The sequence below is a fragment of the Pseudomonas sp. Leaf48 genome (assembly GCF_001421885.1).
Taxonomy (GTDB): Bacteria; Pseudomonadota; Gammaproteobacteria; order Pseudomonadales; family Pseudomonadaceae; genus Aquipseudomonas.
Window position 1 is genome coordinate 631,282 of the sequence record NZ_LMLH01000028.1, and the last position, 26,026, is coordinate 657,307.

At 60.4% G+C, this 26,026-nt stretch carries 23 protein-coding genes and 1 pseudogene; 5 read left to right on the top strand and 19 right to left on the bottom strand.

The features are described from left to right. Positions 1-94: 94 nt before the first annotated feature. From ASE98_RS18685 to ASE98_RS18715, 8 genes and pseudogenes are all read right to left on the bottom strand, one after another. Positions 95-2,212: a TonB-dependent copper receptor gene (locus ASE98_RS18685; RefSeq protein ID WP_060542801.1), complete on the bottom strand. Its 2,118-nt coding sequence runs from the start codon at positions 2,210-2,212 to the stop codon at positions 95-97. Positions 2,213-2,298: 86 nt separating this feature from the next. Beyond that, a complete protein-coding gene (locus tag ASE98_RS18690) occupies positions 2,299-2,757 on the bottom strand; it encodes a DUF2946 domain-containing protein (RefSeq protein ID WP_060542802.1) in 459 nt (152 codons plus the stop codon). A gap of 21 nt (positions 2,758-2,778) precedes the next feature. Further along, on the bottom strand, positions 2,779-3,258 hold the full coding sequence (locus ASE98_RS18695; RefSeq protein ID WP_060542803.1) for a copper chaperone PCu(A)C: 480 nt from the start codon (positions 3,256-3,258) through the stop codon (positions 2,779-2,781). Positions 3,259-3,306: 48 nt separating this feature from the next. Continuing rightward, positions 3,307-3,705: a DUF2946 domain-containing protein gene (locus ASE98_RS18700; RefSeq protein WP_060542804.1), complete on the bottom strand. Its 399-nt coding sequence runs from the start codon at positions 3,703-3,705 to the stop codon at positions 3,307-3,309. Between the two features lie 97 nt (positions 3,706-3,802). Next, a pseudogene (locus ASE98_RS27315) lies at positions 3,803-3,907 on the bottom strand (helix-turn-helix domain-containing transcriptional regulator); the annotation flags it as partial. Positions 3,908-4,043: 136 nt separating this feature from the next. Next, positions 4,044-4,772: a cobalt-precorrin-6A reductase gene (locus tag ASE98_RS18705; protein WP_060542805.1), complete on the bottom strand. Its 729-nt coding sequence runs from the start codon at positions 4,770-4,772 to the stop codon at positions 4,044-4,046. Then, positions 4,769-5,866, bottom strand: coding sequence for a cobalt-precorrin-5B (C(1))-methyltransferase (locus tag ASE98_RS18710; RefSeq protein ID WP_060542806.1), 1,098 nt, complete (start codon positions 5,864-5,866; stop codon positions 4,769-4,771). Before ASE98_RS18710 ends, ASE98_RS18705 begins: the two co-directional genes overlap by 4 nt. Continuing rightward, the gene (locus ASE98_RS18715) at positions 5,859-7,070 is read right to left on the bottom strand and encodes a bifunctional cobalt-precorrin-7 (C(5))-methyltransferase/cobalt-precorrin-6B (C(15))-methyltransferase (protein WP_060542807.1); all 1,212 of its coding nucleotides are present in this window, start codon (positions 7,068-7,070) and stop codon (positions 5,859-5,861) included. Before ASE98_RS18715 ends, ASE98_RS18710 begins: the two co-directional genes overlap by 8 nt. A gap of 168 nt (positions 7,071-7,238) precedes the next feature. On the opposite strand from ASE98_RS18715, the gene cobG reads away from it, so the two are divergent. Genes cobG through cobJ form a run of 4 tightly spaced genes read left to right on the top strand, consistent with a single transcriptional unit; the run spans position 7,239 to position 11,614 of the window. Next, positions 7,239-8,561, top strand: coding sequence for a precorrin-3B synthase (gene cobG / locus ASE98_RS18720; protein ID WP_060542808.1), 1,323 nt, complete (start codon positions 7,239-7,241; stop codon positions 8,559-8,561). Further along, the gene (locus tag ASE98_RS18725; RefSeq protein ID WP_019650629.1) at positions 8,554-9,180 is read left to right on the top strand and encodes a precorrin-8X methylmutase; all 627 of its coding nucleotides are present in this window, start codon (positions 8,554-8,556) and stop codon (positions 9,178-9,180) included. The genes cobG and ASE98_RS18725 overlap by 8 nt, the downstream gene beginning before the upstream one ends. After that, positions 9,180-9,911 (top strand): precorrin-2 C(20)-methyltransferase, encoded by a 732-nt coding sequence (locus ASE98_RS18730; RefSeq protein WP_060542809.1) that lies wholly within the window; start codon positions 9,180-9,182, stop codon positions 9,909-9,911. Before ASE98_RS18725 ends, ASE98_RS18730 begins: the two co-directional genes overlap by 1 nt. Continuing rightward, positions 9,911-11,614 (top strand): precorrin-3B C(17)-methyltransferase, encoded by a 1,704-nt coding sequence (gene cobJ, locus ASE98_RS18735; protein ID WP_060542810.1) that lies wholly within the window; start codon positions 9,911-9,913, stop codon positions 11,612-11,614. Before ASE98_RS18730 ends, cobJ begins: the two co-directional genes overlap by 1 nt. 78 nt (positions 11,615-11,692) lie before the next feature. Here the strand turns inward: cobJ and ASE98_RS18740 are convergent, their stop codons facing one another. Further along, positions 11,693-12,343, bottom strand: a complete 651-nt coding sequence (locus ASE98_RS18740; protein ID WP_060542811.1) for a hypothetical protein — start codon at positions 12,341-12,343, stop codon at positions 11,693-11,695. Between the two features lie 244 nt (positions 12,344-12,587). On the opposite strand from ASE98_RS18740, the gene ASE98_RS18745 reads away from it, so the two are divergent. Continuing rightward, positions 12,588-13,421: a hypothetical protein gene (locus ASE98_RS18745; RefSeq protein WP_060542937.1), complete on the top strand. Its 834-nt coding sequence runs from the start codon at positions 12,588-12,590 to the stop codon at positions 13,419-13,421. Positions 13,422-13,531: 110 nt separating this feature from the next. Here the strand turns inward: ASE98_RS18745 and ASE98_RS18750 are convergent, their stop codons facing one another. From ASE98_RS18750 to accB, 10 genes are all read right to left on the bottom strand, one after another. After that, positions 13,532-14,128, bottom strand: a complete 597-nt coding sequence (locus ASE98_RS18750; RefSeq protein WP_060542812.1) for a MarC family protein — start codon at positions 14,126-14,128, stop codon at positions 13,532-13,534. A 64-nt stretch (positions 14,129-14,192) separates the two neighbouring features. Next, entirely contained in the window at positions 14,193-16,970 is a 2,778-nt protein-coding gene (locus tag ASE98_RS18755; RefSeq protein WP_060542813.1) for a hybrid sensor histidine kinase/response regulator, read from the bottom strand. Positions 16,971-17,069: 99 nt separating this feature from the next. After that, the gene (gene purD / locus ASE98_RS18760) at positions 17,070-18,365 is read right to left on the bottom strand and encodes a phosphoribosylamine--glycine ligase (RefSeq protein WP_060542814.1); all 1,296 of its coding nucleotides are present in this window, start codon (positions 18,363-18,365) and stop codon (positions 17,070-17,072) included. 153 nt (positions 18,366-18,518) lie between these two features. Next, the gene (gene purH, locus ASE98_RS18765; protein ID WP_060542815.1) at positions 18,519-20,126 is read right to left on the bottom strand and encodes a bifunctional phosphoribosylaminoimidazolecarboxamide formyltransferase/IMP cyclohydrolase; all 1,608 of its coding nucleotides are present in this window, start codon (positions 20,124-20,126) and stop codon (positions 18,519-18,521) included. 82 nt (positions 20,127-20,208) lie between these two features. Then, on the bottom strand, positions 20,209-20,529 hold the full coding sequence (gene fis / locus ASE98_RS18770; protein WP_007907419.1) for a DNA-binding transcriptional regulator Fis: 321 nt from the start codon (positions 20,527-20,529) through the stop codon (positions 20,209-20,211). Beyond that, positions 20,526-21,536 carry a tRNA dihydrouridine synthase DusB gene (gene dusB / locus ASE98_RS18775; protein ID WP_060542816.1) on the bottom strand — a complete coding sequence of 337 codons (1,011 nt, stop codon included), beginning with the start codon at positions 21,534-21,536 and terminating at the stop codon, positions 20,526-20,528. The genes fis and dusB overlap by 4 nt, the downstream gene beginning before the upstream one ends. Positions 21,537-21,720: 184 nt before the next feature. Next, positions 21,721-22,938: a DUF3426 domain-containing protein gene (locus tag ASE98_RS18780; protein WP_060542817.1), complete on the bottom strand. Its 1,218-nt coding sequence runs from the start codon at positions 22,936-22,938 to the stop codon at positions 21,721-21,723. 30 nt (positions 22,939-22,968) lie between these two features. After that, complete coding sequence (gene prmA, locus ASE98_RS18785; RefSeq protein ID WP_060542818.1) at positions 22,969-23,847, bottom strand: 50S ribosomal protein L11 methyltransferase; 879 nt, start codon at positions 23,845-23,847, stop codon at positions 22,969-22,971. Between the two features lie 326 nt (positions 23,848-24,173). Then, positions 24,174-25,532: an acetyl-CoA carboxylase biotin carboxylase subunit gene (gene accC, locus ASE98_RS18790; protein ID WP_060542819.1), complete on the bottom strand. Its 1,359-nt coding sequence runs from the start codon at positions 25,530-25,532 to the stop codon at positions 24,174-24,176. Positions 25,533-25,549: 17 nt separating this feature from the next. Further along, positions 25,550-26,014, bottom strand: coding sequence for an acetyl-CoA carboxylase biotin carboxyl carrier protein (gene accB / locus ASE98_RS18795; protein ID WP_060542820.1), 465 nt, complete (start codon positions 26,012-26,014; stop codon positions 25,550-25,552). Positions 26,015-26,026 lie beyond the last annotated feature (12 nt).

The following is a 26,026-nucleotide window of genomic DNA, read 5'->3' on the forward strand; positions in this document are numbered from 1 at the left end:
TTAAAAAATCGCAGCCTCGTTTCACTCGACAGCTCCTACAGGGTGTACGGCGGTCCAATGTAGGAGCAGCCTGAGGCTGCGATCTTTTTTCTTGTCAGAAACTCATATCGACCTTGGTCCAGAGCGTGCGCCCCGGTTCCTTGATGGCTTGCGGGTCACTGGCCGGATAGCCGAAACCTGCGTTGCCGGCCAGGTTCAAATGCTCGGCGTAAGCCTTGCCGAACAGGTTGTCGACGCCACTGCTGACCTTCCAGTTTTTGTTGATCCGCCAGGCACCGTTGAGGGAGAACACGCCGAAACCCGGCGTCTTGTCGAAGTCCTTGCCGACTACGTTGCCCTTGTTCTGGTCGATACGGTTTTGCGCCGCGACCACTCTCCACAGTGCCCCGGCGCTCCAGTTGTCTTCGCTGTAAGTCAGACCGAAACGCGCATCCAGGGGTGGCATCTGCGGCAAGGCGTTGCCATCGCTGCTGTTCTTGCCCCAGGCGTAGGCCAGGGTTGCATCGGCTTTCCAGTTGGCGGTCAGGTTGTAGGCCGCGCCCAGCTCGCCGCCCATGATTCGCGCGTCGATGTTCTGCGCTTGCGAGGTCGTACCCATCATCCCGGGGGTGTAGTCGAACAGGATGTAGTCGCGCACCTGGCCGATGTAACCCGAGGCCCAGGCTTCAAGGTCTGCGGTTTTGTATTGCAGGCCGAAATCAAGCTGAGTGGTTTTTTCCGGCTTGATCGAATCGAAGGCGTTCACTGAACCTGCGGGGCCGGAGTTAGGCGAAAACAGCTCCCAATAATCGGGAAAGCGCTGGCTGTGGCCGAGGCCTGCGTACAGGGTGGTCGGGCTGTCGGCCAGGTCGTGCTCGTAGCGGACGAAACCGCTCGGCAGGGTGTCGGCACGGGTGTCGTCGAGGGTCGGATTGGGCCGGGTCGACATTCCCGAGCCGAGTGTTTGCCGGTAATCCTTGGCCGAAGCGCGATCCAGGCGTGCGCCGCTGATCAAGCGGTCACGGTCGGCGGCGTACCAGGTCAGCTCGCTGAACACGCCGTAATTGTGAAAGTCGGCGTCCTTGGTGAAGGGCTGGTTTTTGTAGGTGTCGATGCCCATGGCACTGCGCTGGCGGTGTTCGTTGGTCTGCGCGTCGAGGCCGCTGATCAGTTGCACATCCGCCCAGCGCCAGGTGGCCTTGATCCGGGCACCCAGGGTGCGACGGTCGACGTTTGACGCCATGGGGCCGGCCATCATCCCGGTACCGGACGGCGTGCGCAGCGTGTAGTTGTCCATCACGTGATCGGCGTAGTTGTAGTAGACCTGCGCCTCGACCTTATCCAGCACGTCACCGATGTTCGATTGCTCGAAGCGCAGGCCAAGGCTCTCACGCAGGAACTGTGAGCCATCCATGCCGCGCCCGGCGTAACGCGCTTCGCCATCGCCCTTGCCGGCAGTCAGCTCCAGCAAGGTATCGGCGTTCGGGGTCCAGCCAACGGCAACGTCACCGTTCCATTTGTCGTAGCGCGACGGCACGGTGTCGTTGTTACCGTCCTGGTAATCGTCAGAGTGTGCGGTGTTGCCGATGACTCGCACGTAGCCCGACGGGCCGCCGGCGGCCGCATCAACGACTTTGTCGAAGCGGCCATTGGAGCCGGCCAGTACGCTGGCGTTTACCCGCGTGCCCAGTTCGCCGAAGTGTTCCGGTTCGCGGTCGAAGAGGACGGTGCCGGCCGAGGCGCCTGGTCCCCATAGAACTGATTGCGGGCCTTTGATCACGGTGAGCTGGTCGTAGGTTTCCGGCGAAATGTACGAGGTCGGGGCGTCCATGCGGCCTGGGCAGGCGCCCAGCAGCATGCTGCCGTTGGTGAGGATATTCAGGCGTGAGCCAAACATGCCGCGCAGCACCGGATCGCCATTGGTGCCGCCATTGCGCACCAGGGCGAAGCCCGGAATGGTTTTCAGATAATCACCGCCATCGCTGGCCGGTACCGGTTGGCGCGGGTCCTTGGGGTTGGTGACGATGGTCAGGGGTGAACTCGGAGCAATGGCGGTGATGACCGTCGGGCTCAGTTCTTCACTGTGAGCTGAATGGTCATCGGCCAGCGCAGATGGCGCCAGCAAGGCACCGCACAGGATCGCGGTGGCGTGCCTGAAACGAACACTGGATTCGTTCAGAGCTAAAGAGGCTTGGGCAATGCTCAAGCACGGGACAGCAGAAAACCTGGACATGACAATTTCCATCGAACATTCGTAAACGACACGGTCGGCAGCCTCGGGCTGTCTTCTCAACCGTGTGTGAAATCCGGAGTGGTTGTTTACGCGACGACGGGCGGGGCGCGGCTGCGGGCGCCAGGGAAGAAGGTTTGCCGGGCATGGCCCAAGTGAGGTGAGGGTGGGGTGAAGGTGTTGGCGTGCGCGATGGCGAACGTCGTGAAAGACTCGCCACCGGTGAGTGCCGGGCAGTTGAACAGCAGGCTGCAATAGCCACATTTTTCCCACAGCGCATGATGCCCGGCTGCAGGTGGACAGTGTTCGGCGGCAGCTTGAGTGCCGTGGTCGGCGTGATCCATTGCCGCCATATCCATGCTCATGTCCATGCTCATATCCATGGGCATGTTCATAGGCATGGGGGTGCGCGAATCCATCGGCATCGACTGAGAAATCAGCGGACCGATAAAGATCATCAGCATGGCGAACAGGCTGATCCAACTGCCGCGTGTCAGGCTCAATGGCTGACGGACGGGCAAGGATCTGCTGGCGCTAAGCGGGCGCATGGGCGGCTTTGACTCAGGCGATTACGGGTTGTGTACGTGCGCTTGCACGCTATCCGGTGCCTGCTTGCGCACCACAACTTCGACCGTCACGTCACCGGCCTTCTCGAAGTGCAGGGTCAATGGAAAGTGCTTGCCGTCACTGAGCAGGCTGCGGTCTTTGAGATTCACCAACATCACGTGGTAAGCCATCGGCGCGAAAGTGACTTCGCCGCCCGCAGGGATTTGCACGCTGGTTACCGGCTGCATTTTCATCAGGTCGTTGTGCATCACATGCTCGTGCAGCTGAGCTTCGCCGGAAACCGGCGAGTCGACGCTGAGCAGACGGTCGGCAGCGTTGCCTTGGTTGTGGATGACGAAATAGGCAGCCACGGTCGGTGCGTTAGGCGGCAACTCCTGGGACCAGGGGGTGGCGATTTCCAGTGCGCCGACCTTGTATTCGTCGGCATTGGCAAAGCAGGCAGGCAGCAGCAAGGCGGCCAGGACGATGAGTTTGTTCAACATGGCAGTTCTCCAGGGCGATTCAGGACGCAGGTCAATTGCGAGAAAGAATCACACCAGAGGAGACGCGCGGGGGTTGAGGCTCGGCCATTGCTGGCGCGGTGTCGGTGTATCGAGAGAAGCGGCGGGCAGGCTTCGATTGGATTCGAAACGGGCGAAATACAGTTGCGGTTCATGCCCGGGTAGCGCCACCAGCGCAGCGGAACCGGAGCAGCACCAGCAATGCTGCATGTTGGAGTGTTCGTCGCCTTGCGGGGCTTTCTGCCCGATATCGCCCAGGGAAATCGCCACCATCTTGGTGCCACCGGACGAACAGAAACTGCCCCACAACAATTGTTCGGCAGGCGCCTTGGCCGACTGCGCCATTGCTCCGGACATCGGCATGGCGAGCAGGTTGAACAGCACTGCGAAACAGGCTATCCAGGCAATTGCGAGCCGTTGTCGGGACATGGGACAAATCCGGTTGGGTGAGCGATCAGGCGCGGGCTATTTAGCCTGATCAAGGCCGATAAGTAAAAACACCGCGTGCGGTGTGGTGTCGCAGCGTTCAGAGAGCAACAGCATGCAATCGCAAACCCAACGCCTTCATCACTTTCATAATAGTCGCGAATTCCGGATTGCCAGTGCTGCTCAGCGCTTTGTACAGGCTTTCGCCTCGTTTTTGATTTGACTTGTGCAGCGATGCGCTTGACGAGATCAGCGGGGGGCTGACTTTAGGGCTGGAATCGTAGAGTCGATACCGGCTTTATCTGAAGGAGCTGTAGGAGAAGTCGAAAATTATGCAGGCATCAAAAGCGATTCGATAGCGAGAGCGCTGCCAGCGCTTGCGCCACCGACTCAAACTCCCGTTCAACACTCGGCAATGGCGGCCGCTGCAGGACAATCACCGGCAGCCCACGCTCGCGCGCCACGTCCAGCTTCGGTTCGGTGGCGGCGCTGCCGCTGTTTTTGCTGATCAGCACGTCGATGTGGCGGCGTGCAAACAAGGCGCGTTCATCGTCGAGCAGGAAAGGCCCGCGGGCGCCGATCACTTCGCAGCGGGCGTTGCCGGGATAAACCTCCAGCGCGCGCAGGGTCCAGAATTGCTCAGGGGGGATTTCGTGCAGATGCTCCAGGGGTTCGCGACCCAGGGTAAACAGTGGTCGACGGAAAGGTTTCAGGGCTTCGATCAGTTCGGCCCAATCCCTGACTTCTCGCCAGTCATCCCCCGTCCGGGCCTGCCACGCCGGACGCCGCAATGCCCAGCAGGGAATGCTGCTCAAGCGAGCGGCGGTTGCGGCGTTGTGGCTGATTTGCGCAGCGTAGGGATGAGTGGCATCGAGCAACAGATCGATGCCTTCATCGCGAACAAACTGCGCCAGGCCTTCTGCACCACCATAGCCGCCTACGCGAACCTGGCACTGCAGATCCGTCGGTACCCGGCCGACGCCGGCCAGGCTGTAGATATGCTGCGGCCCCAGCGTTCGGGCGATGGCCAGGGCTTCGGTCACACCGCCGAGCAACAAAATGCGCTTCATTGAAAAGCTCCCGCGTGGCCGACAATTCCACCCTGGCGATCGATAGCAAAGACTTCCACCTGAACCTGCGCCGGTACCACGCTGCGGGCAAATTCCAGGGCATGCCGGCACACCTCATCGCCCAGGGCAATTCCCGCCGCACTGGCCATCGCCAGGGCTTGTTGACTGGTATTGGCTTCGCGGATGCCTTGCTGTAGTTGCGCATCGGCGCCGATGGCTGCCGCCCATAACGCCAGCTGCGGCAGGTCGATGCTCGAATGACGGCTGTGCAAATCCATGTGCCCGGCCGCCAGCTTGCTGATCTTGCCAAAGCCGCCACACAGGCTGAGTTTATCCACAGGCACTTTGCGCAGGTGCTTGAGCACGGCACCAACAAAGTCGCCCATTTCGATCAGGGCAATTTCCGGCAGGTCGTAAACCCGGCGCATGGTGTCCTCGCTGGCGTTGCCGGTGCAGGCGGCGATGTGCAGGTAACCGTTGGTCTTGGCTACGTCTATGCCTTGATGAATCGAGGCAATGTAGGCCGCGCAGGAAAATGGCCGGACGATGCCACTGGTGCCGAGGATCGACAAGCCGCCGAGAATGCCCAGGCGCGGGTTCATGGTTTTCAACGCAAGGGCTTCGCCATCCTTCACGTTTACCGTGACCTCGAAACCACCGCTGTAGCCATGTTCGCAGGCCAGTAGGGTCAAGTGATCAGTGATCATTTTGCGCGGCACCGGATTGATCGCCGGCTCACCGACGGCCAGCACCAGCCCGGGCCGGGTCACCGTGCCGACGCCACGCCCGGCATGGAAACGAACCCCCGGTTCGCTGCTCAGGCGTACCCGGGAGTAGAGCAGGGCGCCGTGGGTGACGTCCGGATCGTCGCCGGCATCCTTGATCGTGCCCGCTTCCGCACCGTCATCGGTCAGGCGGCAGAACTCCAGGCGCATCTGCACCTGTTTACCCTTGGGCAACACGATCTGCACCGCGTCAGCGCTGCTGCCGGCGAGCAACAGGCGTGCGGCAGAGAGGCAGGTGGCGGTGGCGCAACTGCCAGTGGTCAGGCCACTGCGCAGCGGGGCGGGTTGTTCGGCGGTTTCGTCACGCATCGAAAGGTTTTGTCACGTCCAGCAGGGTAATCGGCAAGGCCTGGCGCCAGGTATCGAATTCTCCCAGCGGTTGTGCCTGAGCGATATGAATGCGGGTCAGCTCGCCGCCGTGCATTTCGCGCCACGCCATCAGGGCCATTTCGCTTTGCAGGGTGACGGCATTGGCGATCAGGCGACCCCCGGGCTTGAGCGCGGCCCAGCAGGTGTCGAGCACGCCTTCACGAGTGACGCCGCCGCCGATGAAAATCGCATCCGGAGCTTCCAGCCCGGCCAGGGCTTGCGGCGCACTGCCGCGAATCAATTGCAGGCCGGGCACGCCGAGGGCATCACGATTGTGCTCGATCAACTGTTGCCGCCCGTCATCCGCCTCGATGGCCAGCGCCCGGCAGCCAGGATGGGCGCGCATCCATTCGATGCCGATCGAGCCACTGCCGGCACCGACATCCCACAATAGTTCGCCAGGGACCGGGGCGAGGCGGGCGAGGGTGATCGCGCGTACATCGCGTTTGGTCAGCTGGCCGTCGTGCCTGAATGCCGAGTCGGGCAGGCCGGCCAGACGCGACAGGCGCGGTGTGCCGGGTTCAGCGATGCACTCGATGGCGACCAGGTTCAGGTCGGCGATTTCCGGATCGGTCCAGTCGCTGGCGATGCCATCGATACGACGTTCGGCTTTGCCGCCCAGATGTTCCAGCACGCTCAGACGACTCGGCCCGAATCCGCGTTCGCGTAACAGCGCGGCAATCGCGGCAGGGCTTTGGCCGTCGTTGCTGAGTACCAGCAAACGAATGCCGCAGAACAACTGCGCGTTGAGCGCCGTGATCGGGCGGGCGACCACCGACAGCGTCACCACATCCTGCAACGGCCAGCCCATTCGCGCGGCGGCCAGTGAGCAGGATGAGGGTGCCGGCAGTATCAGCATGTCATCGCAGGGCAGTAGTCGAGCGAGGCTGGCGCCGACACCGAAGAACATCGGATCGCCGCTGGCCAGGACGCACACGGGTTCACCCCGCAGCGCCAGCAACGGATCGAGGGAGAAGGGGCTGGGCCAAGTCAGGTGTTCGCCGCCTATGCACGCTGGCAATAAATCCAGATGCCGCTGGCCGCCAAAGATCTTCGATGCACGCAACAACGCATGGCGGGCATTCTTGCCCAGGCCTTTGAAACCGTCTTCACCAATGCCTACTACCGTCAGCCAGGGTGTCATGCCGTCCCTCAATCGCGCGTTCATCGTTATTGGGCGGCATGATAGCGCGGGTTCCCTGAGCTGACTGCCTTGTATTCCCGACCGGAGTCTTTTCATGCGGTGAAGTAAAGCAGGCATAATACCGCGCACTTTTGCCGTCCATTGCCTTGCCACCTGAACGGGTCATCCTTGAACCAACGTCCACCATCTTGCAGCTTGCGCCCCTCGGCCTGTCCGGGGTTGCTGCGTATTGTCCCGGCACTGGATGGCGGTATCTGCCGGATCAAGCTTGCGGGTGGGTCGATCAGCAGCGCACAGGCCGTAGCGGTGGCAGCAGCGGCTGAACAGTTCGCCGGTGGTGTGATCGAGGCAACCAACCGCGCCAACCTGCAGATTCGCGGCATTGGCAGTGCGCACGCGGCATTAATCGACAGCCTGCTGGCTACCGGGTTGGGGCCGCGCACGGCGGCGGGCGATGATGTGCGCAACCTGATGCTCAGCCCGGGCGCCGGGATTGACCGGCACATGCTGGTCGACACACGCCCGTTGGCGCAACAGATCCTCGCCACGCTGCAGAGTCATGAACCTTTCCACGATCTCAGCGCCAAGTTTGCCGTACAACTCGATGGTGGCGAGGCCCTGGCGATGCTCGAACATCCCCATGACCTGTGGCTCTCGGCATTTGTGCAAAACGGCGAACGACGGCTGGCATTCGGTCTGGCGGGATGTCCCACGGACAGGCCGGCCGGTTCGGTTGCCCTCGACGATGGCCATGATCTGGTGGTCGCTGTGCTTGAGTTGTTCCTCGACCTTGCGCGCCCCGAGCAAACGCGGATGCGCCATTTGTTGGTCGAGTACAGGGTCGAGGATCTGCTGGCGCGGCTGGCCAGGCGTGTAGCCGTTCAGGCCGTTGTCGATTGGCAGCGTGTCCCCCACGCAGATGTCCTGCACATTGGTAGCCATCCCCAGGCTGATCCTGCTTTCGTTTATGTAGGGGCGGCGCCTCCTTTGGGTCGCCTAGCGCCGGCGATGCTCCGGGGCGCGGCGCAACTCGCCCAGGAGTTCGGCGACGCCAGCCTGCGTTTCACACCATGGCAAAGCCTGTTGTTGCCCAATGTCCGATTGGCTGATGCCGTTGAAGTCATCCAGCGTCTACAAGGGCTGGGCCTGCAGTGTCAGGCCAGTCATCCGTTGACCGGTTTGATTGCCTGTACCGGTTCACACGGGTGCGCCAAGGGGCTGGCCGACACCAAGGGCGATGCGCTGCAATTGGCGGCGCTGCTGCAACGTCAGGGGGCTGCGCTGAGTGTGCATTTGAGCGGATGCCCGCGCTCCTGTGCCGCCGCACACACCGCACCCGTCACACTCCTGGCCATCGCCCCCGGTTACTACGACCTCTATTTTCGCGATCCAGCGCAGCCGGGTTTCGGCACGCTGCACGCACGCAACCTTACTATTGAAGCGGCCGCGACCTTGCTCGACGCCCTCTCTCGGAGCCCCCTTGATGCTTGATTACATCCGCGACGGTCAGGAGATCTATCGCAACTCCTTCGCGATCATTCGCGCCGAGGCCAACCTCGACCGTATCCCGGCCGATCTGGAGAAACTCGCCGTCCGTGTGATCCATGCCTGCGGCATGGTCGAGGCCATCGACGGTTTGCAGTTTTCCGAAGGGGCGGGCAAGGCCGGGCGCGACGCGCTGGCCGCCGGCGCGCCTATCCTGTGCGATGCGCGGATGGTCAGCGAAGGTGTGACCCGCGCCCGTTTGCCGGCGAACAATCCGGTGATCTGCACGCTGCGCGATGACAGCGTGCCGGAGCTGGCACGTGAACTGGGCAACACCCGTTCCGCCGCCGCGCTGGAACTGTGGCGCCCGCATCTGGAAGGCAGCGTGGTGGTGATTGGCAACGCGCCGACCGCACTGTTCTACTTGCTGGAAATGCTCGATGCCGGCGCACCGAAACCGGCGCTGATCCTCGGTTTTCCGGTGGGCTTCGTCGGTGCCGCCGAGTCCAAGGCGATGCTCGCGGCGGACAGCCGTGGCGTGCCGTTTGTCATCATGCAAGGTCGCCTCGGTGGTAGCGCCATGGCCGCCGCCGCCGTCAATGCCCTCGCCACGGAGATCGAATAATGCAGCAACCTGGACGATTGATCGGCCTTGGCGTGGGCCCCGGTGATCCGGAACTGATTACTGTCAAAGCGTTGCGCTTGCTGCGCGAGTCTCCGGTGGTGGCGTACTTCGTCGCCAAGGGCAAGAAGGGCAATGCCTTTGGCATAATTGAAGCGCATTTGCAGGGCGCTCAAACCTTGCTGCCGCTGGTGTATCCGGTGACCACCGAAGCTTTGCCGGCACCGCTGTCCTATGAGCAGGTGATCAGCGACTTTTATGATGACGCTGCACAGGAGCTCGCTGCGCATCTGGACGCGGGTCGTGATGTGGCAGTGATCTGCGAAGGCGATCCGTTCTTCTATGGCTCCTACATGTACCTGCACGACCGGCTCGCCGAGCGCTATCAGGCCGAAGTCGTACCAGGCGTGTGCTCGATGCTCGGCGGTGCTTCGGTGCTGGGGGCGCCGCTGGTGTATCGCAATCAGAGCCTGTCGGTGTTGTCCGGCGTGCTGCCTCACGATGATCTCAAACGCCGTCTGGCTGATGCCGATGCGGCGGTAATCATGAAGCTGGGGCGTAACTTTCCCAAGGTGCGTCAGGTGCTGGAAGAACTCGGTTTGGCCGAACGCGCGTTGTATGTCGAGCGCGCGACCATGGCCAATCAGAAGATCGTGCCACTGGATCAGGTCGAACCGATGTCCTCGCCTTACTTCTCGTTGATCATCGTTCCGGGTGAAAGGTGGCAAGGCTGATGACTCGTCCAGCTCCGGCAATTGTCATTCTCGGCAATGGCAGCCTCGCCACCGCGCGCAAGATTCAACAGGTGTACCCCGGCGCCTTGATCCACGGCCTGGTCGGGCGGGTCGAGGGTGCGGACCGTGACTATCATGAATTCGGCGCGAACTTGCGCGAGCTGTATCAGCAAGACTCGCCGATCATTGCCCTGTGCGCCGCCGGGATCGTGATCCGCACGCTGGCGCCGTTGTTGCTGGAGAAGGGCGCCGAGCCGCCGGTGCTCGCGGTGGCCGAAGATGGCAGCGCCGTGGTGCCGCTGCTCGGTGGCCTTGGCGGGGTGAATGTCATGGCACGGGAAATTGCGGCCGGGCTGCAGGTTGCAGCGGCGATCACCACCAGTGGCGAATTGCGCTTCGGTACCTGCCTGCTCAATCCGCCCAGCGGCTACACCCTTGGCGATCTGGAGCTGGGCAAGCGTTTCGTTTCCGATCTGCTGGCCGGGCACAGCGTGCGTGTCGAAGGTAACGCGCCCTGGCTGGATCAGGCGCAGTTGCCCGAGGATCCGGCGGCGCTTCGTTCGATTCATGTCGGCAGCGCCGCGCGTGAGGCCAGGGCTGATGAATTACTGATCTATCCACGGAGTGTCGCCGTGGCGGTCAGCACTGGTGTGGTGGATGTGCCGCAGGCGATTCGCGCGGCGTTGCAGCAGGCCAACGTCGCGGTGCAATCGGTGGCTTGCCTTCTGGCGGCGGACGATCAGATGGCCAATCCCACGTTGCGTGAAGCGGCGCTGGAGTTAGGCGTGCCGCTGCGCTTCGTGGCGCCGGCGGTCGATATCGGCGCCTTGGCCCGTAGTGCGGTGCCTGGAGCGACCGTCGAAGTGCCCCTCGACAATATTGCGATTGCCATAGCCGATCAGCCGCTGCAAGTCGCGCAAATCGGCAGGGCGCGCGGGCGACTGGCGGTAATCGGCCTCGGCCCTGGCGCAGCCGAGCTGATGGTGCCGGCGGTCAAGGCCGAACTGGCGCGGGCCACCGATGTACTGGGTTACGAAACCTACGTGCGCATGGCCGGGCCGTTTCGCGCCGATCAAGTGCTGCACTGCACCGACAACCGCGAAGAAATGCAGCGTGCCCGCCACGCTTTCGAACTGGCGGCACAGGGTCGTTCGGTGATCGTCGTGTCCTCTGGTGACCCGGGTGTGTTCGCCATGGCGGCGGCAGTACTTGAGGCGTTGCATGAGTCGAGTGATCCGGCCTGGCATAACGTCGATCTGGAAATTCTGCCGGGGGTATCCGCTTCGCTCGCCACCGCTGCTCAGGCCGGTGCGCCGCTGGGGCATGACTTCTGCGTGATGTCCCTGTCGGACAACCTCAAACCCTGGTCAATCATCGAGAAGCGACTGGATCTGGCCGCCGAAGCAGATCTGGCGCTGGCGTTCTACAACCCGATTTCCCGCTCCCGGCCATGGCAACTGGGACGTGCGCTGGAGATCGTCGCACGGCATCGCATCGCTGAAACGCCGGTGGTGCTGGGCAGGGATATCGGTCGACCGGGCCAGACCTTGCGTGTCACCACGCTGGGAGCTTTGACCCCGGATCAGGTGGATATGCGCACCATGGTGCTGATCGGTTCGTCCACTACCTGTGTATTCCCTCGCGCGGATGGGGGGGAGTGGGTCTATACGCCGCGATGGTATGGCGACAAGCCCGCGACTTGATCAACCAACGCCCTTTCGAGGGCGTTTTAACGTCGATCTGAGAGGTAAAGGCTTTTGGCCTCTAATCAACGGCGATCGTTACTGCTGCCGCTTCCTCAACGCAAACCGTTGCGTGACTTGCTTACGAAGTTTAGCCTCCATGGACTGCCTTTTTGACTCGAGTTTGTTTCTATCCAGTTTAAGAAACGCCCACTGCTGAATAAGTTCTGCTGATTGTTTTTCCCAGGCCCAAAACAGAAAGTTGCTCCGTTCGGTATGGCTGCTCAATTCAAGATTAAAGACGGCCATATGAAGGTCCCCCTTTGAGTCGTAACGGGCTGGCGCTACCTGGAAGCGCCGTCCTTTAAGGCTCTCTTCATCCAGTGAGTTTACGGCGGGTTTGTCCTGCTTCAAGGCGTCCAGGGTATCGATCATGGCGTTCCCTTGACGGGGATCGCTCATGGATTGCGCGCTCTGCACCAGAAATTCAGCAATGCTCCCGGTAATGATCGACCGAGTGCGTGTAGTGATGGCACCTTCATGAAGCGACCATCCAAGATGCCAAAACGTTCGAACGTATTCATCCAGCCAGTCATTCGTAGCGGCATAGCGATTATGAGCAAGGTCGGCTGACGTTGTTGCGAGTTGTGTGCAGTCAGTCAAATTGTCAAAGTCGTGCAGGGATAACTCGCCGATACATGAAATAAGATTATGGCTCATAACCATTCCGGTGGGTGCTGTATTGCTCATAAGTAATTCCTGGGGCGTATGAAGTTGTGCATGGTTTGTAGGTGGGACAGGTTAGCGCCATGACGGTACTTGTTGTATGTGGATTTCTTGTCGAGTTGATTCCTTGGGGCTGGTTTTGATTGTTATGGTTGCTGGATATACATAAGTTGAATGAGTATTTTGTTTGTTGGTCAGGGAGGGTGATGCGTTAATCTTGTTTTATGCCGGACAGGGCATGAAATCACTCATAAAAGGAAGCTTGAGCATGGATAATATGGAAAGTGTGATTAGTGTTGCGCAAAGTGTCGAATTGGTTCGCGAGCGCCTGCGTAAACGTCAGTCAAGGCGGTTATCTGCATCTCGAGTAAAAAATTTTTCGGCAGTGGAACCTTCCAGTCCAACCAAAGAGCTGGATGCGCTAGTACTGGGTAATACGCTGATAGGCTATGGCGGCAACATATCGCTGGAAAATATGGCGATTATCGAAAATCTCATCAAGTTTTCGAAGCTTGAAGCGAGTTTCGAAGTTCCAGATGATGATGGTGGCGATCCGCAGGCCTGGTATCTTGCGTTTCTGAAATGCATGGATGAAGTTGGTTGTTTTGTCGCTGACTCTGGTTATACGGTCTATCACAAGCAATCCCATCAACTGACAATGGATAATATCGTTACCGATATCGTCAAAGCGGGTGTCGATGCCGCAAAAGCAGCAATCCCCGGGGCTACTGCGCTCAATGCGGTGCTGGATTCGACTTTGGGTGCCTTGAAAAACGAACCCGAAGCGATAAATTTGTTTAATAGTGAGGTTGCCAAGGATAAAGGGGTAAGGCTGGCGATAATGCCATGTGATCAATTGACGAACGGTATTATCCTGACTTCGCTTTCGTCAATTGATGTTAACGGTGGAAGTGACGAGAAGGGAGTGATTTTCTTTGACTGGAAAAGTTCAGGTCGCAATATTTTCCGAGGAACTTCCTACATTACTTTCAATCCTCTTCGCTATGCGGCAGTGAAAAAAGATCTCGAAGAGTATCTTGGCGACCATTTCAATGCTGCGATGAGTAAAAGGATCCAGCGGCGCAAGAAAGCAGGCAAGTAATAAAATAATGCCAATGGCGAAATGTCATTGGCTTTCTTCGGCGTGTGCAAGTGAGCATCAAAGCCCGTGATACCACCAGGGCGCTGAAAGCGCCGATATAAATCGAGCTTTCAAGGAACCAGATACCCCTTCACCCCGGTAAAAATAATCTGCGCCGCCAACGCACACACAAACAACCCCATCAACCGGCTGACAATCTGCAAGCCCTGGTCACCCAGAATGCGCTCGATGCGGCTCGACAGGTACAGCACCACCCCCACGGTGAAACTGGCCAGGGCGATACTGAGAATGGCTGTGAGCTTGTCGTCCCAATGCGGCTGGCCTATGCCCATTACCAGCAAGGCACCGATCGTGCCGGGGCCGACCGTCAGCGGAATGGTCAGCGGGACGATGGTGACATCCTGCTGCACGTTGTCGGTCTGTACAGCTGACTTGCCCTGGGCCATGCCCAGTGCCGAGATGAACAGCACACTGCCGGCACCGATGCGGAATGCGTCCACCGTGATGCCGAAGACACCGAAAATCATCCGGCCGAACAGATACAGGAGCACGCTCGAGACCAGGGTGGCGAATGCCACTTTCCAGGCCAGCCGCTTCTGTTCCTTGCGTGAATAACCGCGTGTCAGGCTGATGAAGCAGGACAAGACGAAGAACGGGCTGTAGAGCACCAGCATCTTCAGGTAAACGCTGAACAACTCGTGGAGCATGGTGCGTAGCTCGTCGGTGAGGAAGGTCGAGGGGAGTCTATCAGGCGTTTTGAAGTCTGTCGGCTCAAGAGGTATGGGTCGCTGCGCGATTCTGCTGGTCGCGCTGGGCGACCCAGTGTTCGATCAGCTCGCGCAACTGCGACAGTTCAACCGGTTTGGCCATGTGCCCGTCCATGCCGGCCTGGCGTGCACGCTCTTTATGTTCGGCAAGGATATGGGCGGTCAATGCCACCACCGGGGTGCGGACCCGCTGGTTGCCGACTTCCCAGGCGCGCAGTTGCTGGGTCGCCGAGAAGCCGTCGAGGATCGGCATTTCGCAGTCCATCAGGACCAGGTCGTAGCGCTGGGCCTTCATCGCTTGCAAGGCTTCTTCGCCATTGCAGGCGGTGTCCGGGTGAAGGTTGAGCTTGCCGAGCATGCCGCGGATGACCTTGGTCGAGATGCTGTTGTCCTCGGCCACCAGAATGCGGAAATCACTCGGTACCATGACCGCCGGGCCCGGGCCGATTTGTGGTTGCTGGGTGACAATCAGGCCTTTGTTGCGTTGGGTCAGTTCGTCGGCCAGGGTCGTCTTGAGGGTATAACCGGCCACCGGTTTGGCGAGGATGCGCTTGATCCCTGAATTGCGCGCAATGATCTTGCTGGGCGCGTTGCTGATGCCGGTGAGCATGATCAGCAGGATGTCGTGGTTCAGGCTCGGGTCTTCCTTGATCTTGGCTGCCAGTTGCATGCCGGTCATGCCGGGCATGTTCTGGTCGAGCAGGACCGCGTCGAAATAATCGCGCAGGTGCGCCTTGGTACGCAGCAATGCCAGGGCCTCCTTGCCGGATGAGGCCGCACTCACGTTAAGGCCCCAGGCAGTGCACTGCTGAACCAACACTTTGCGACAAGTGTCGTTGTCGTCCACCACCAGCACGCGGGCACCTTGCAACGGGCCATCGAGGTCAGAAGTCGGGTGTTCGAGGCGGTCCGGGTCGAGGGGTAGGGTCAGCCACAAGGTGCTGCCCTGGTTGTTGCCACTCTTGATGCCGAACTCGCCTTGCATCAGGCGAATCAACTGGCGAGCGATCACCAGCCCCAGATTTCCGCCCAGATGGGTGGCCGAGAGGAAGTGTCGGCTGTGCAGTTCGGCATGCATGAGCGCGTCGCGCTCCTGGGCGTCCATCGGCTCGCCGCTGTCCTGCACGGCGATGCGCAGGCGCGGTTTGGTCGTCCGTTCATCCAGTGCCACGACGATCAGGATTTCACCTTCGTCGGTTTTCTTCAGGGCATTTTCCAGCAGGCTCAGCAGGGTCTGACGCAAACGGGTAGGGTCGCCGCTGATCACCCGCGGCACCTGCGGTTGAATGAAGCTGATCAGTTCGACGTTCTGCTGCTCGGCCTTGGCGCGGAAGATGCTCAGGCAGTCCTCGATCAACGCATTGAGGTCGAACTGCACATCATCGAGTTCTATCTGCCCGGATTCGAGCTTGGAAATGTCGAGGATTTCGTTGATCAGCGTCAGCAGTTCATTACCGGCGCTGTGGATGGTTTGTACATAGTCGCGCTGCTTGACCGAGAGTGGCGTGCCCAGCAGCAGCTCGGTCATGCCCAGAACGCCATTCATCGGGGTGCGGATCTCATGACTGATCTTCGCCAGGAACTCGGCCTTGGCGTTGATCTCGGCGTTGCTGGCAGCCAGGTCGCGGCTGATGCTGAAACGGTCTTCGGTGATACTGCGCTGGCGCTCGCTCAAGGCGATGCTCATCAGCAAACCACTGATGCAGACGAAGGCGAGCAGGGTGGTGATCAAACCTTGGGGCTCGATCAACGTCAGCCCCAGCAGGGCAGGCAGGATCACCAGGGTCCCGAGGTTGAATACCACCATGGCGGCCACGAAATAGCGTGCCGGGCGATAGCCTTTTTGCCAGTGATAAGCGCTCACGAACAGCATGGTCAGACCGGCCAGGGCAACCAGGGCGTAGGTGATCAGGTTCAGTGGCAGGGTGTTGACGAACAGCAGCATCAGGCTACAGGCCGTGATGATGACGACCTCACCCAGCAGTATCCTGTTCAGCGGATGCGGACCGAGTGGCGAGAAGAACTGGTAAGCGAGCATCAGGCCGCAAGGTGCCGTCAGCAACAACGCCAGGTAAGCGCCCGGCGTTTGCAGTGCGCGCCAGTCCGGCAGCCATGGCCCGGCCAGGTTCAACAACAGCATCAGGCTGAGCATTAACATCGCTTCGCATGTCGCCAACCACAAACTGCTGCGTGACCGGGTGTAGGCATAGCGGATGAGGTTGTGCAGGACGAGCATGCCGATGCACCCGAACAGCAGGCCATAAATCAGCATCTGGGTTTGTCTGGCCGCGGTCACGACCGCCGATTGCAGGGTGATGTAAGGCCGCAACTGGTGGTCGGAGGCCAGTTGCAGATAAACGTCGAGGGGTTTCTCGCTTTGTGGCAACGGCAACATGAAGTCGGTACTGGGCAGTGGCCGCTCAGCCAGGGGCTGTTCGTTGCCCGTGCTGGAGTGTTCGATCAGAGTGTCGCCATCGAGCACATACAGATTCAACTGGCGCAGGTCGGGTGCGAAGACTCGCAACAGTTGTTCATGCTTGCCCGGGGTAAGCCTGAAGCGTAACCATAGCGCGCCACCGGGTTCGGCCGCGGTGATGTGGTCGAGTTCGATGGGGCTGAATTGATTGGTGTAACGTGCGGAGCGGATGTCGCTCAGTTGCAGATCGCCCTGTTCGTCGAGCAATATCGCCCAGCCACTGCCTTGCGCGGCAAAGGCCGGCAGCATGCAGAGCAAGGTCACCAGCGTGACGGTTAAACTTATGGCATTCCTGAGCCAGCGCACGGCGAAATCCCTTCTTAGGTTGATGCCATAATATAACGATGCGCGGCGCGGCAATAGCCAGGCAAGGGCCCGTGGTCCTTGCCTGGCGTGGTGCTTACCTTATTCCTGGTTCTCGCCACGCTCGCGGGCAATGGCGCGATAGCCAATGTCCTTGCGATAGAAACAGCCTTCCCAGTCAATCTTTGCCGCCAGCTTGTAGGCCTGCTGTTGAGCAGCATCCACGCTGGCACCCATGGCAGTGGCGCACAGCACCCGACCACCGGCTGTCACGACCTGACCATCCTTGAGCGCAGTACCCGCGTGGAAGACTTTGCCTTCCAGTGTCGCAGCGCTATCCAGCCCATTGATGGCTGTACCCTTGGCGTAGTCACCAGGATAGCCGCCAGCGGCCAGGACGATGCCGACGCTCGGGCGCGGGTCCCATTGGGCTTCAACCTTGTCCAGCGCCTGTGCCAGGGCTGCTTCGACCAGCAGCACCAGGCTCGACTGCAAACGCAGCATGACCGGCTGGGTCTCCGGGTCACCGAAACGGCAGTTGAACTCGATGACTTTCGGATTGCCCGCCTTGTCGATCATCAGACCGGCGTACAGGAAACCAGTGTAGACGTTACCTTCCTCGGCCATGCCGCGAACGGTCGGCCAGATCACCAGGTCCATGACACGCTTGTGCACTTCGGCGGTGACCACCGGAGCCGGGGAATAGGCACCCATGCCGCCGGTGTTCGGGCCGGTGTCGCCGTCGCCGACGCGTTTGTGGTCCTGGCTGGTGGCCATTGGCAGTACATTCTTGCCGTCGACCATGACGATGAAGCTGGCTTCTTCGCCGTCGAGGAACTCTTCGATCACCACTCGCGAACCGGCGTCACCGAAAGCATTGCCAGCCAGCATATCGCGCACGGCGTCTTCGGCTTCGGCCAGGGTCATGGCGACGATCACGCCTTTACCGGCAGCCAGGCCGTCGGCCTTGATCACGATCGGTGCGCCTTTTTCACGCAGGTAAGCCAGGGCTGGCTCGATCTCGGTGAAGTTCTGGTAATCGGCGGTCGGGATCTTGTGGCGAGCCAGGAAGTCCTTGGTGAAAGCTTTCGAACCTTCCAGCTGAGCGGCGCCAGCAGTGGGGCCGAAGCAATCCAGGCCACGGCTGCGGAACAGATCCACAACACCGGCAACCAGTGGCACTTCAGGACCGACGATGGTCAGGGAAACGTTTTTCTCGGCAAAGTCTGCCAGTTGCTCAAGCGCCAGTACGTCGATGGCGACGTTCTCGCACTTGGCTTCGATGGCGGTACCGGCGTTGCCCGGGGCCACGAAAACTTTCTGCACGCGCGGATCCTGAGCCACTTTCCAGGCCAAGGCGTGTTCACGGCCACCGCTGCCAATGATCAAAACATTCATTTCAAAAACCTCGGATGACGCTAATTCTGTTGAGCACCGCTGGGGTGCTTTTCTGTGGGAGCTGGCCTGCCGGCGATGCAGGCAACTCGGTCTATCAGCTAAACCGAGGGGATGCTATCGCTGGCAGGCCAGCTCCCACAGTGGATCGTGTGCTTAGTGACGGAAGTGGCGCATGCCGGTGAAGACCATGGCGATGCCGGCTTCATCAGCTGCTGCAATCACTTCATTGTCACGCATCGAGCCGCCTGGCTGGATCACTGCAGTGATGCCAACCTTGGCCGCGTTATCCAGGCCGTCGCGGAACGGGAAGAATGCGTCGGAGGCCATTACCGAGCCTGCCACTTGCAGGCCAGCATGTTCGGCCTTGATTGCAGCAATACGCGCGGAGTTCACGCGGCTCATCTGGCCGGCGCCGACACCGATGGTCTGGCGGTTCTTGGCGTAGACGATGGCATTGGACTTGACGTACTTGGCGACTTTCCAGGCGAAGATCAGGTCGTGGATTTCCTGCTCGGTCGGCGCGCGCTTGGTCACGACCTTCAGGTCGTCGGCGCTGATCATGCCGATGTCGCGGCTCTGTACCAGCAGACCACCGTTGACGCGCTTGTAGTCCCAGGCAGCGGCGCGATCAGCCGACCACTCGCCGCAGGCCAGCAGGCGTACGTTGGCTTTGGCGGCCACGATGGCGCGGGCTTCTTCGCTGACGCTTGGGGCGATGATCACTTCGACGAACTGACGCTCGACGATGGCTTTGGCGGTTTCAGCATCCAGTTCGCGGTTGAAGGCGATGATGCCGCCGAAAGCGGATTCGGTGTCGGTAGCGTAAGCCAGGTCGTAGGCCTTGCGGATGCCGCCTTCGGCGTCCGGGCTCACGGCCACGCCGCACGGGTTGGCGTGCTTGACGATCACGCAAGCCGGTTTGACGAAGCTCTTCACGCATTCTAGCGCGGCGTCGGTGTCGGCCACGTTGTTGTACGACAGTTCCTTGCCCTGCAGTTGGGTCGCGGTGGCGATGCCGACTTCGGCAGGCTTGGCTTCAACATAGAACGCCGCGCTCTGGTGCGGGTTCTCGCCGTAGCGCATTTCCTGGGCCTTGATGAACTGGCTGTTGAAAGTGCGCGGGAATTCGCTGCGACCTTCGGTGCTCAGTACTTCGGCAGCCTGGTTAACGGTGCCCATGTAGTTGGCGATCATGCCGTCGTAGGCTGCGGTGTGTTCGAAGGCCTTGAGCATCAGGTCGAAACGTTGAGCGTAGGTCAGGCCGCCGGCCTTGAGGCCTTCCAGGACACTGGCGTAGTCGCTGGCGTTGACCACGATGGCCACGTCTTTGTGGTTCTTCGCTGCCGAACGAACCATGGTCGGGCCGCCGATGTCGATGTTCTCGATCGCTGTCGGCAGGTCGCATCCTGGCTTGTTGATGGTGGCTTCGAACGGGTACAGGTTGACCGCTACCAGGTCGATCGGCTTGATGCCGTGCTCGTTCATGATGGCGTCGTCGATACCGCGACGACCAAGGATGCCGCCGTGGATTTTCGGGTGCAGGGTCTTTACCCGACCGTCCATCATTTCTGCAAAACCGGTGTAATCCGCGACTTCCACTGCGGCAACGCCGTTGTCCTGCAGCAGCTTGAACGTTCCGCCGGTGGAGAGGATCTCGACGCCCAGGGCTTCAAGCTCCTTGGCGAATTCGAGGATCCCGGTCTTGTCGGAAACGCTGATCAAGGCGCGGCGGATCGGCAGGCGGGTAGTCTGGTCGGTCATCTCAATTTCCATCAAAAGCAAAGGAAGTCAGCAAAAAAGGCGACCGGTTTTACGCGGGCGCCTTTCTGGTTTGATTGAATGCTTACAGCAAATCGTACTGCTTGAGTTTCTTGCGCAGCGTGCCCCGGTTCAGTCCGAGCAGCTCGCTGGCCTTGGTCTGGTTGCCCTTGACGTAGTTCATCACGCACTCGAGCAGGGGAGCCTCGACTTCGGAGAGCACCAGGTTGTACACATCCGTGACGGCAGCGCCCTCAAGGTGGGCGAAATAATTGTGCAGCGCCTTCTCGACACTCCCGCGAAGGGTCTGGCCTTCTTCGCTCGGCGTATTGAGGTGCTGTTTCAAATTCACGTTGTCGCTCACGGGTGTTGTTCCACTCACTAAAGTCTCGGTCATCATCGTCATGCGGCCACCCCTTCTCCGTCCCCTGTCAGGCTCTTGTAACGTTCGGCGAAGAACTCCCGGACGTTGGCGCATTGTGTTTCCGTACCATCCAAACGATTGAAGTGGGCGCGAAATTCCCTGGCGCCCGGCAAGGTTGCGAGATACCAGCCCACATGCTTGCGAGCAATGCGCACACCCATGACATCACCATAAAAGGCGTGCAGGGCAGCCAAATGCTCTAGCAGTATGCGTTCCACCTCGATCAGTTCCAGCGCCGGGAGCTTCTCGCCGGTACGCAGGAAATGGTCGATCTCGCGAAAAATCCACGGCCGCCCCTGGGCGGCCCGGCCAATCAACAGGCCGTCGGCACCGGTCGCGTCGAGCACGTACCGGGCCTTTTCCGGCGAATCGATATCGCCGTTGGCGAAGACCGGAATCGACACGGCCTGCTTGATCGCGGCAATGGTGTCGTATTCGGCTTCACCTGTATAAAGATCGGCACGGGTGCGGCCATGCACCGCCAGCGCCGTAATGCCTGCCTGTTCGGCGATCTTCGCCACCGTCAGGCCGTTCTTGTTGTCCCGGTCCCAGCCGGTACGGATTTTCAGGGTGACCGGCACATCAACCGCAGCCACTACGGCCTGCAGGATCTCGGTGACCAATGCTTCATCCTTCAACAGTGCGGAACCGGCGGCCTTGTTGCAGACCTTCTTCGCCGGACAGCCCATGTTGATATCAATAATCTGTGCGCCCAGCTCGACATTGGCCCGGGCTGCATCCGCCAGCATCCGGGCATCACCACCGGCGATCTGTACCGAGCGTGGCTCGGGATCACCTTCGTGGATCATGCGCATGCGTGATTTGCGGGTGTTCCACAAACTCATGTCACTGGTGACCATTTCCGAAACCACGAGTCCCGCACCCAAACGCTTGCACAGCTGACGAAAGGGCTGGTCGGTGACGCCCGCCATCGGGGCGAGAATCAAGCCGTTATTTAATGCGTATGGACCGATGCGTACCGCCGACATAGGACTTCCCTGTTGTGGGGCCGGATCATGAGAGTTCGAAAAAGGGTTGGCATGATACCCGCTCTCGATGACTGGTTAAAGGCTGAATTGAACAAAATCTGAACAGCTATTCTGTTATTGCCTGTGGTTTGGTTTGCCCGGGGCGCTCAGAAAGCCGGTGTCAATTGCCAGCCGGTGAAGGGCTTCACTCTGGAGAATGGAAGCTGAGGCTGTAATTCACGGCTTTTGCGCCAGGGTCGAGAATGTCCAGGGCGATGTGGATCGGTGTTTGCGGTGGCATTTCGGCCAGGCCTTCGAGATCGCCGCTCAGGTACTCGCCGGGTTTGAATCGACGGCTGGCTATCAGATGGCCGTTGAGATCGGCAAAGCGCAACTCCAGCAGCGGGAACGGCTGGGAGAAGGGCGCGCGGTTATAGATGATTGCATCGACAACCAGGGCGCCGTTGAACTCCGGGTGACTGCGTACTACCAGGTTGCTGCTCTTGATTTTCGCGATGTCGACTTTCGAGGGCACGGTGCAACCGATGTGCGGGCACAATTGCTGGAACCAGGGGCGGTATTGATCCTGACGTGCCAGTTCATCGAAGTGGTAAGCGATGTACTGGCCGGCGAGTGCGCCAGCGGCGAGCAGGGTCAGCAGCAGCCAGAGCAGCCGACGGCCCCAGGGCGTGCGGCGCTGTTGCCAGTCCAGTTGCAGCGGGTCGTCGGTCAGGTCCTGCAGGACTTCGGCGCGCACGCCTGGTTCGCGCTCACGTCGTTTGCGCAGTGGTTCAATCGAAGGCAGGTGGTCGTCGAACGCCTGCTCGTCGGTTGCCGACAGGCGTTCATGGTTGAGTGGCGCGTCGAGTGGATCGTGCAGGCGCAATTGTGGTGGCTGCGGCTCGTCGTCCAGATCGACCGGCTCCAGGGTCAGCGAGGGCTCGGTGCGCGAGGCCGGTTCCGGCTCGGAGTCCGGGGAATCGTTGTCGACGGCTTGAGCGCGATCGGCGGCCGATTCGCTGAACAGGCTGTCGGACCATGGCTCTTCATCTTGCTCGACGGTATCGCGACGGGCGCTCAGCGAATCATCACGATGCCGGCTGAATTCGGTGGTCGGCTGGATTTCACGTTGTTCCAGCCGGGCGAGTTCTTCGTCGAGGTCCAGGCTGTCCAGATCCAGTTCGGTGGCGCTCCATTGCTTTTGGCTGATGGCACGCGGCTGCGCAGGCTCGGTCGGTTCGGCGGCCACAGAAGCCGATACAGGCGCTTCCTTGCCTGCTTGCTCAAGCAGCTGCTTGGCAGCATTGAAAACCTGCAGGCATGAGCCGCAACGAACCACGCCCCGCGCCACGCTCAACTGAGCATGGCTGACGCGGAAGCTGGTTTGGCAATGCGGGCACTGGGTGACGAAGCTGTCGGTCATGCGGCGATCCGGATTATGCAGGCGCCCATTCTAGCGCCGACGGCCAGTGATGCGCACCCAGCCATCGCGATTGGCGATCGGGTCCAGATCGAAGTCTTTGGCGTAGGCAGCAGCGACGTCCTCACCTTGCTCGGCGAGGATGCCCGACAGCGCCAGGCGACCGCCCGACTTGACCAGACCAGACAATTGTGGCGCCAGGGAAACCAGCGGGCCTGCAAGAATATTGGCCACCAGTACATCAGCCTGAACCTGCGGCAAATCTTCCGGCAGGTACAGTGGGAACAATTCATCGGCGATGTTATTGCGCCCGGCGTTGTCGCGGGAGGCTTCCAGCGCCTGCACGTCGATGTCGGTGCCGACGGCTTCCCTGGCGCCCAGCAGCAGGGCGGCAATGGCCAGAATCCCCGAGCCGCAGCCAAAGTCCAGCACGTTGCAGTCTTTGAGGTCCTGGCCGTCGAGCCATTCCAGACACAGTGCGGTGGTGGGGTGAGTGCCGGTACCGAACGCCAGGCCCGGGTCGAGCAGCAGGTTTACCGCGTCAGGCTCCGGTGCGGCATGCCAGCTCGGCACGATCCACAGGCGCTGGCCGAAGCGCATCGGCTGGAAACCGTCCATCCAGCTGCGTTCCCAGTCCTGGTCTTCGATCACTTCGCTGTGATGCTCGGGCAGCGGACTGCCGGTCAACAGTTCGAGGTGAGCCAGTACCGGGCCGGGCTCGGTACCGCCTTCGAACAAGGCCAGCAGGTGCGTGTGCGACCACAAAGGAGTGGTATTGAGTTCCGGCTCGAAGATCGGCTGATCTTCGGCGTCCATGAAGGTCACCGACACGGCGCCCACTTCAAGGAAAGCGTCTTCGTAGGTTTCGGCTTGTTCTGGGCTGATGGCGAGACGGACTTGCAGCCAAGGCATGGCGGGCACCTTTGAAAAATATTGATTGCAGCCTAGCGGGCTGCGAGAAGCGCGCAAGTTTACGCGAGAGCGGGGAAGAAGACGACCGGGTTGGCACGCAATCAGGGCCGCACAGCTACCTGTGGCGAGGGGGCTTGCCCCCGTTGGACTGCGAAGCGGTCCCAAAAACGGCTGGTCGGGTTTGTCTGGTGTAATTGGATTGGATAGTTTTGCGGCTGCTGCGCACCCGAGCGGGGGCAAGCCCCCTCGCCACAGGGAGCGTGGCGGTGATGTTTAGAAACAACAAAGCCGCCCGAAGGCGGCTTTGTCAGGTGCAGGGTCGAAGCTTAGTGCTTCTCGCCAGCCAGCTTGTGCTCGAGGTAGTGAATGTTCACGCCCCCTTTGCAGAAGCCTTCGTCACGAACCAGATCACGGTGCAGCGGGATGTTGGTCTTGATCCCGTCGACTACGATCTCGTCCAGCGCATTGCGCATGCGCGCCATGGCTTCGTCACGGGTTGCCCCGTAAGTGATCAGCTTGCCGATCAACGAGTCGTAGTTCGGCGGAACGGCATAGCCACTGTACAGGTGCGAATCGACGCGAACGCCGTTGCCGCCTGGAGCGTGGAAATGCTTGACCGTACCCGGGCTCGGCATGAAGGTTTTCGGATCTTCGGCGTTGATCCGGCATTCCAGCGAGTGACCGCGGATAACCACATCATCCTGGGTGAACGACAGCTTGTTGCCGGCGGCGATGCTGAGCATCTCCTTGACAATGTCGATACCGGTGACCATTTCCGAAACCGGGTGCTCTACCTGAACACGAGTGTTCATTTCGATGAAGTAGAAGCGACCGTTTTCGTACAGGAACTCGAAAGTGCCCGCGCCACGGTAACCGATGTCGATGCACGCCTTGACGCAGCGAGCGAAAACTTCCTGGCGAGCCTTCTCGTCGATGCCCGGTGCCGGCGCTTCTTCGAGAACTTTCTGGTGACGGCGTTGCAGCGAGCAATCGCGGTCGCCCAGATGGATGGCGCTGCCCTGGCCGTCGGAAAGCACCTGGACTTCCACGTGGCGTGGGTTGGTCAGGAATTTTTCCAGATAGACCATCGGGTTGCCGAACGCCGCGCCTGCTTCGGAGCGGGTCAGTTTGGCCGAGGAAATCAGGTCTTCTTCTTTATGCACAACGCGCATGCCGCGACCACCACCGCCGCCAGCGGCCTTGATGATCACCGGGTAACCCACTTCGCGACCAATGCGCAGAGCGGTTTCTTCGTCTTCCGGCAGCGGGCCGTCAGAGCCCGGAACGGTCGGTACGCCAGCGGCGATCATGGCGTGCTTGGCCGATACCTTGTCGCCCATCAGGCGAATGGTTTCGGCTTTCGGGCCAATGAACGCGAAGCCGGAGTTCTCGACCTGCTCGGCGAAGTCGGCGTTTTCCGCAAGGAAACCGTAGCCCGGGTGAATGGCGGTGGCGCCAGTCACTTCGGCTGCGGCGATAATTGCCGGAATGTGCAGGTAGGAGTGGGCGGCCGATGCCGGACCGATGCAAACCGATTCGTCTGCCAGGCCCAGGTGCATCAGTTCCTTGTCAGCCTTGGAGTAAACGGCGACGGTCTTGATGCCCATCTCTTTGCAGGCGCGCAGGATCCGCAGGGCGATCTCACCGCGGTTGGCGATCAGAACTTTTTCCAACTTCGCAGTCATCAAAGGCTCTCCGCGGTTCAAACGATGGTGAACAGCGGTTGGTCGTACTCAACCGGCTGGCCGTCTTCAACGAGGATGGATTCGATCACACCGCTGGTTTCAGCTTCGATGTGGTTCATCATCTTCATGGCTTCAACGATGCACAGGGTGTCGCCTTTCTTCACGGTCTGGCCGACTTCCACGAAGGACGGCGAGGTTGGCGAAGATTTGCGATAGAACGTACCGACCATCGGCGAACGGGCAACGGTGCCGTTCAGTACGGGTGCGGCAGGCGCCGCAGGTGCGGCAGCGGCAACCGGAGCGGCGGCAGCGGCTGGCGCGGCAGCCGGAGCAGGCATTGGAGCCGGTGCGTAGTACTGCTGAGCCGGGGTCTTGCTGTGACGACTGATGCGTACGGACTCTTCGCCTTCCTTGATCTCGAGCTCGTCGATGCCGGACTCTTCCAGCAATTCGATCAGTTTCTTAACTTTACGGATATCCATGAATCATCAACT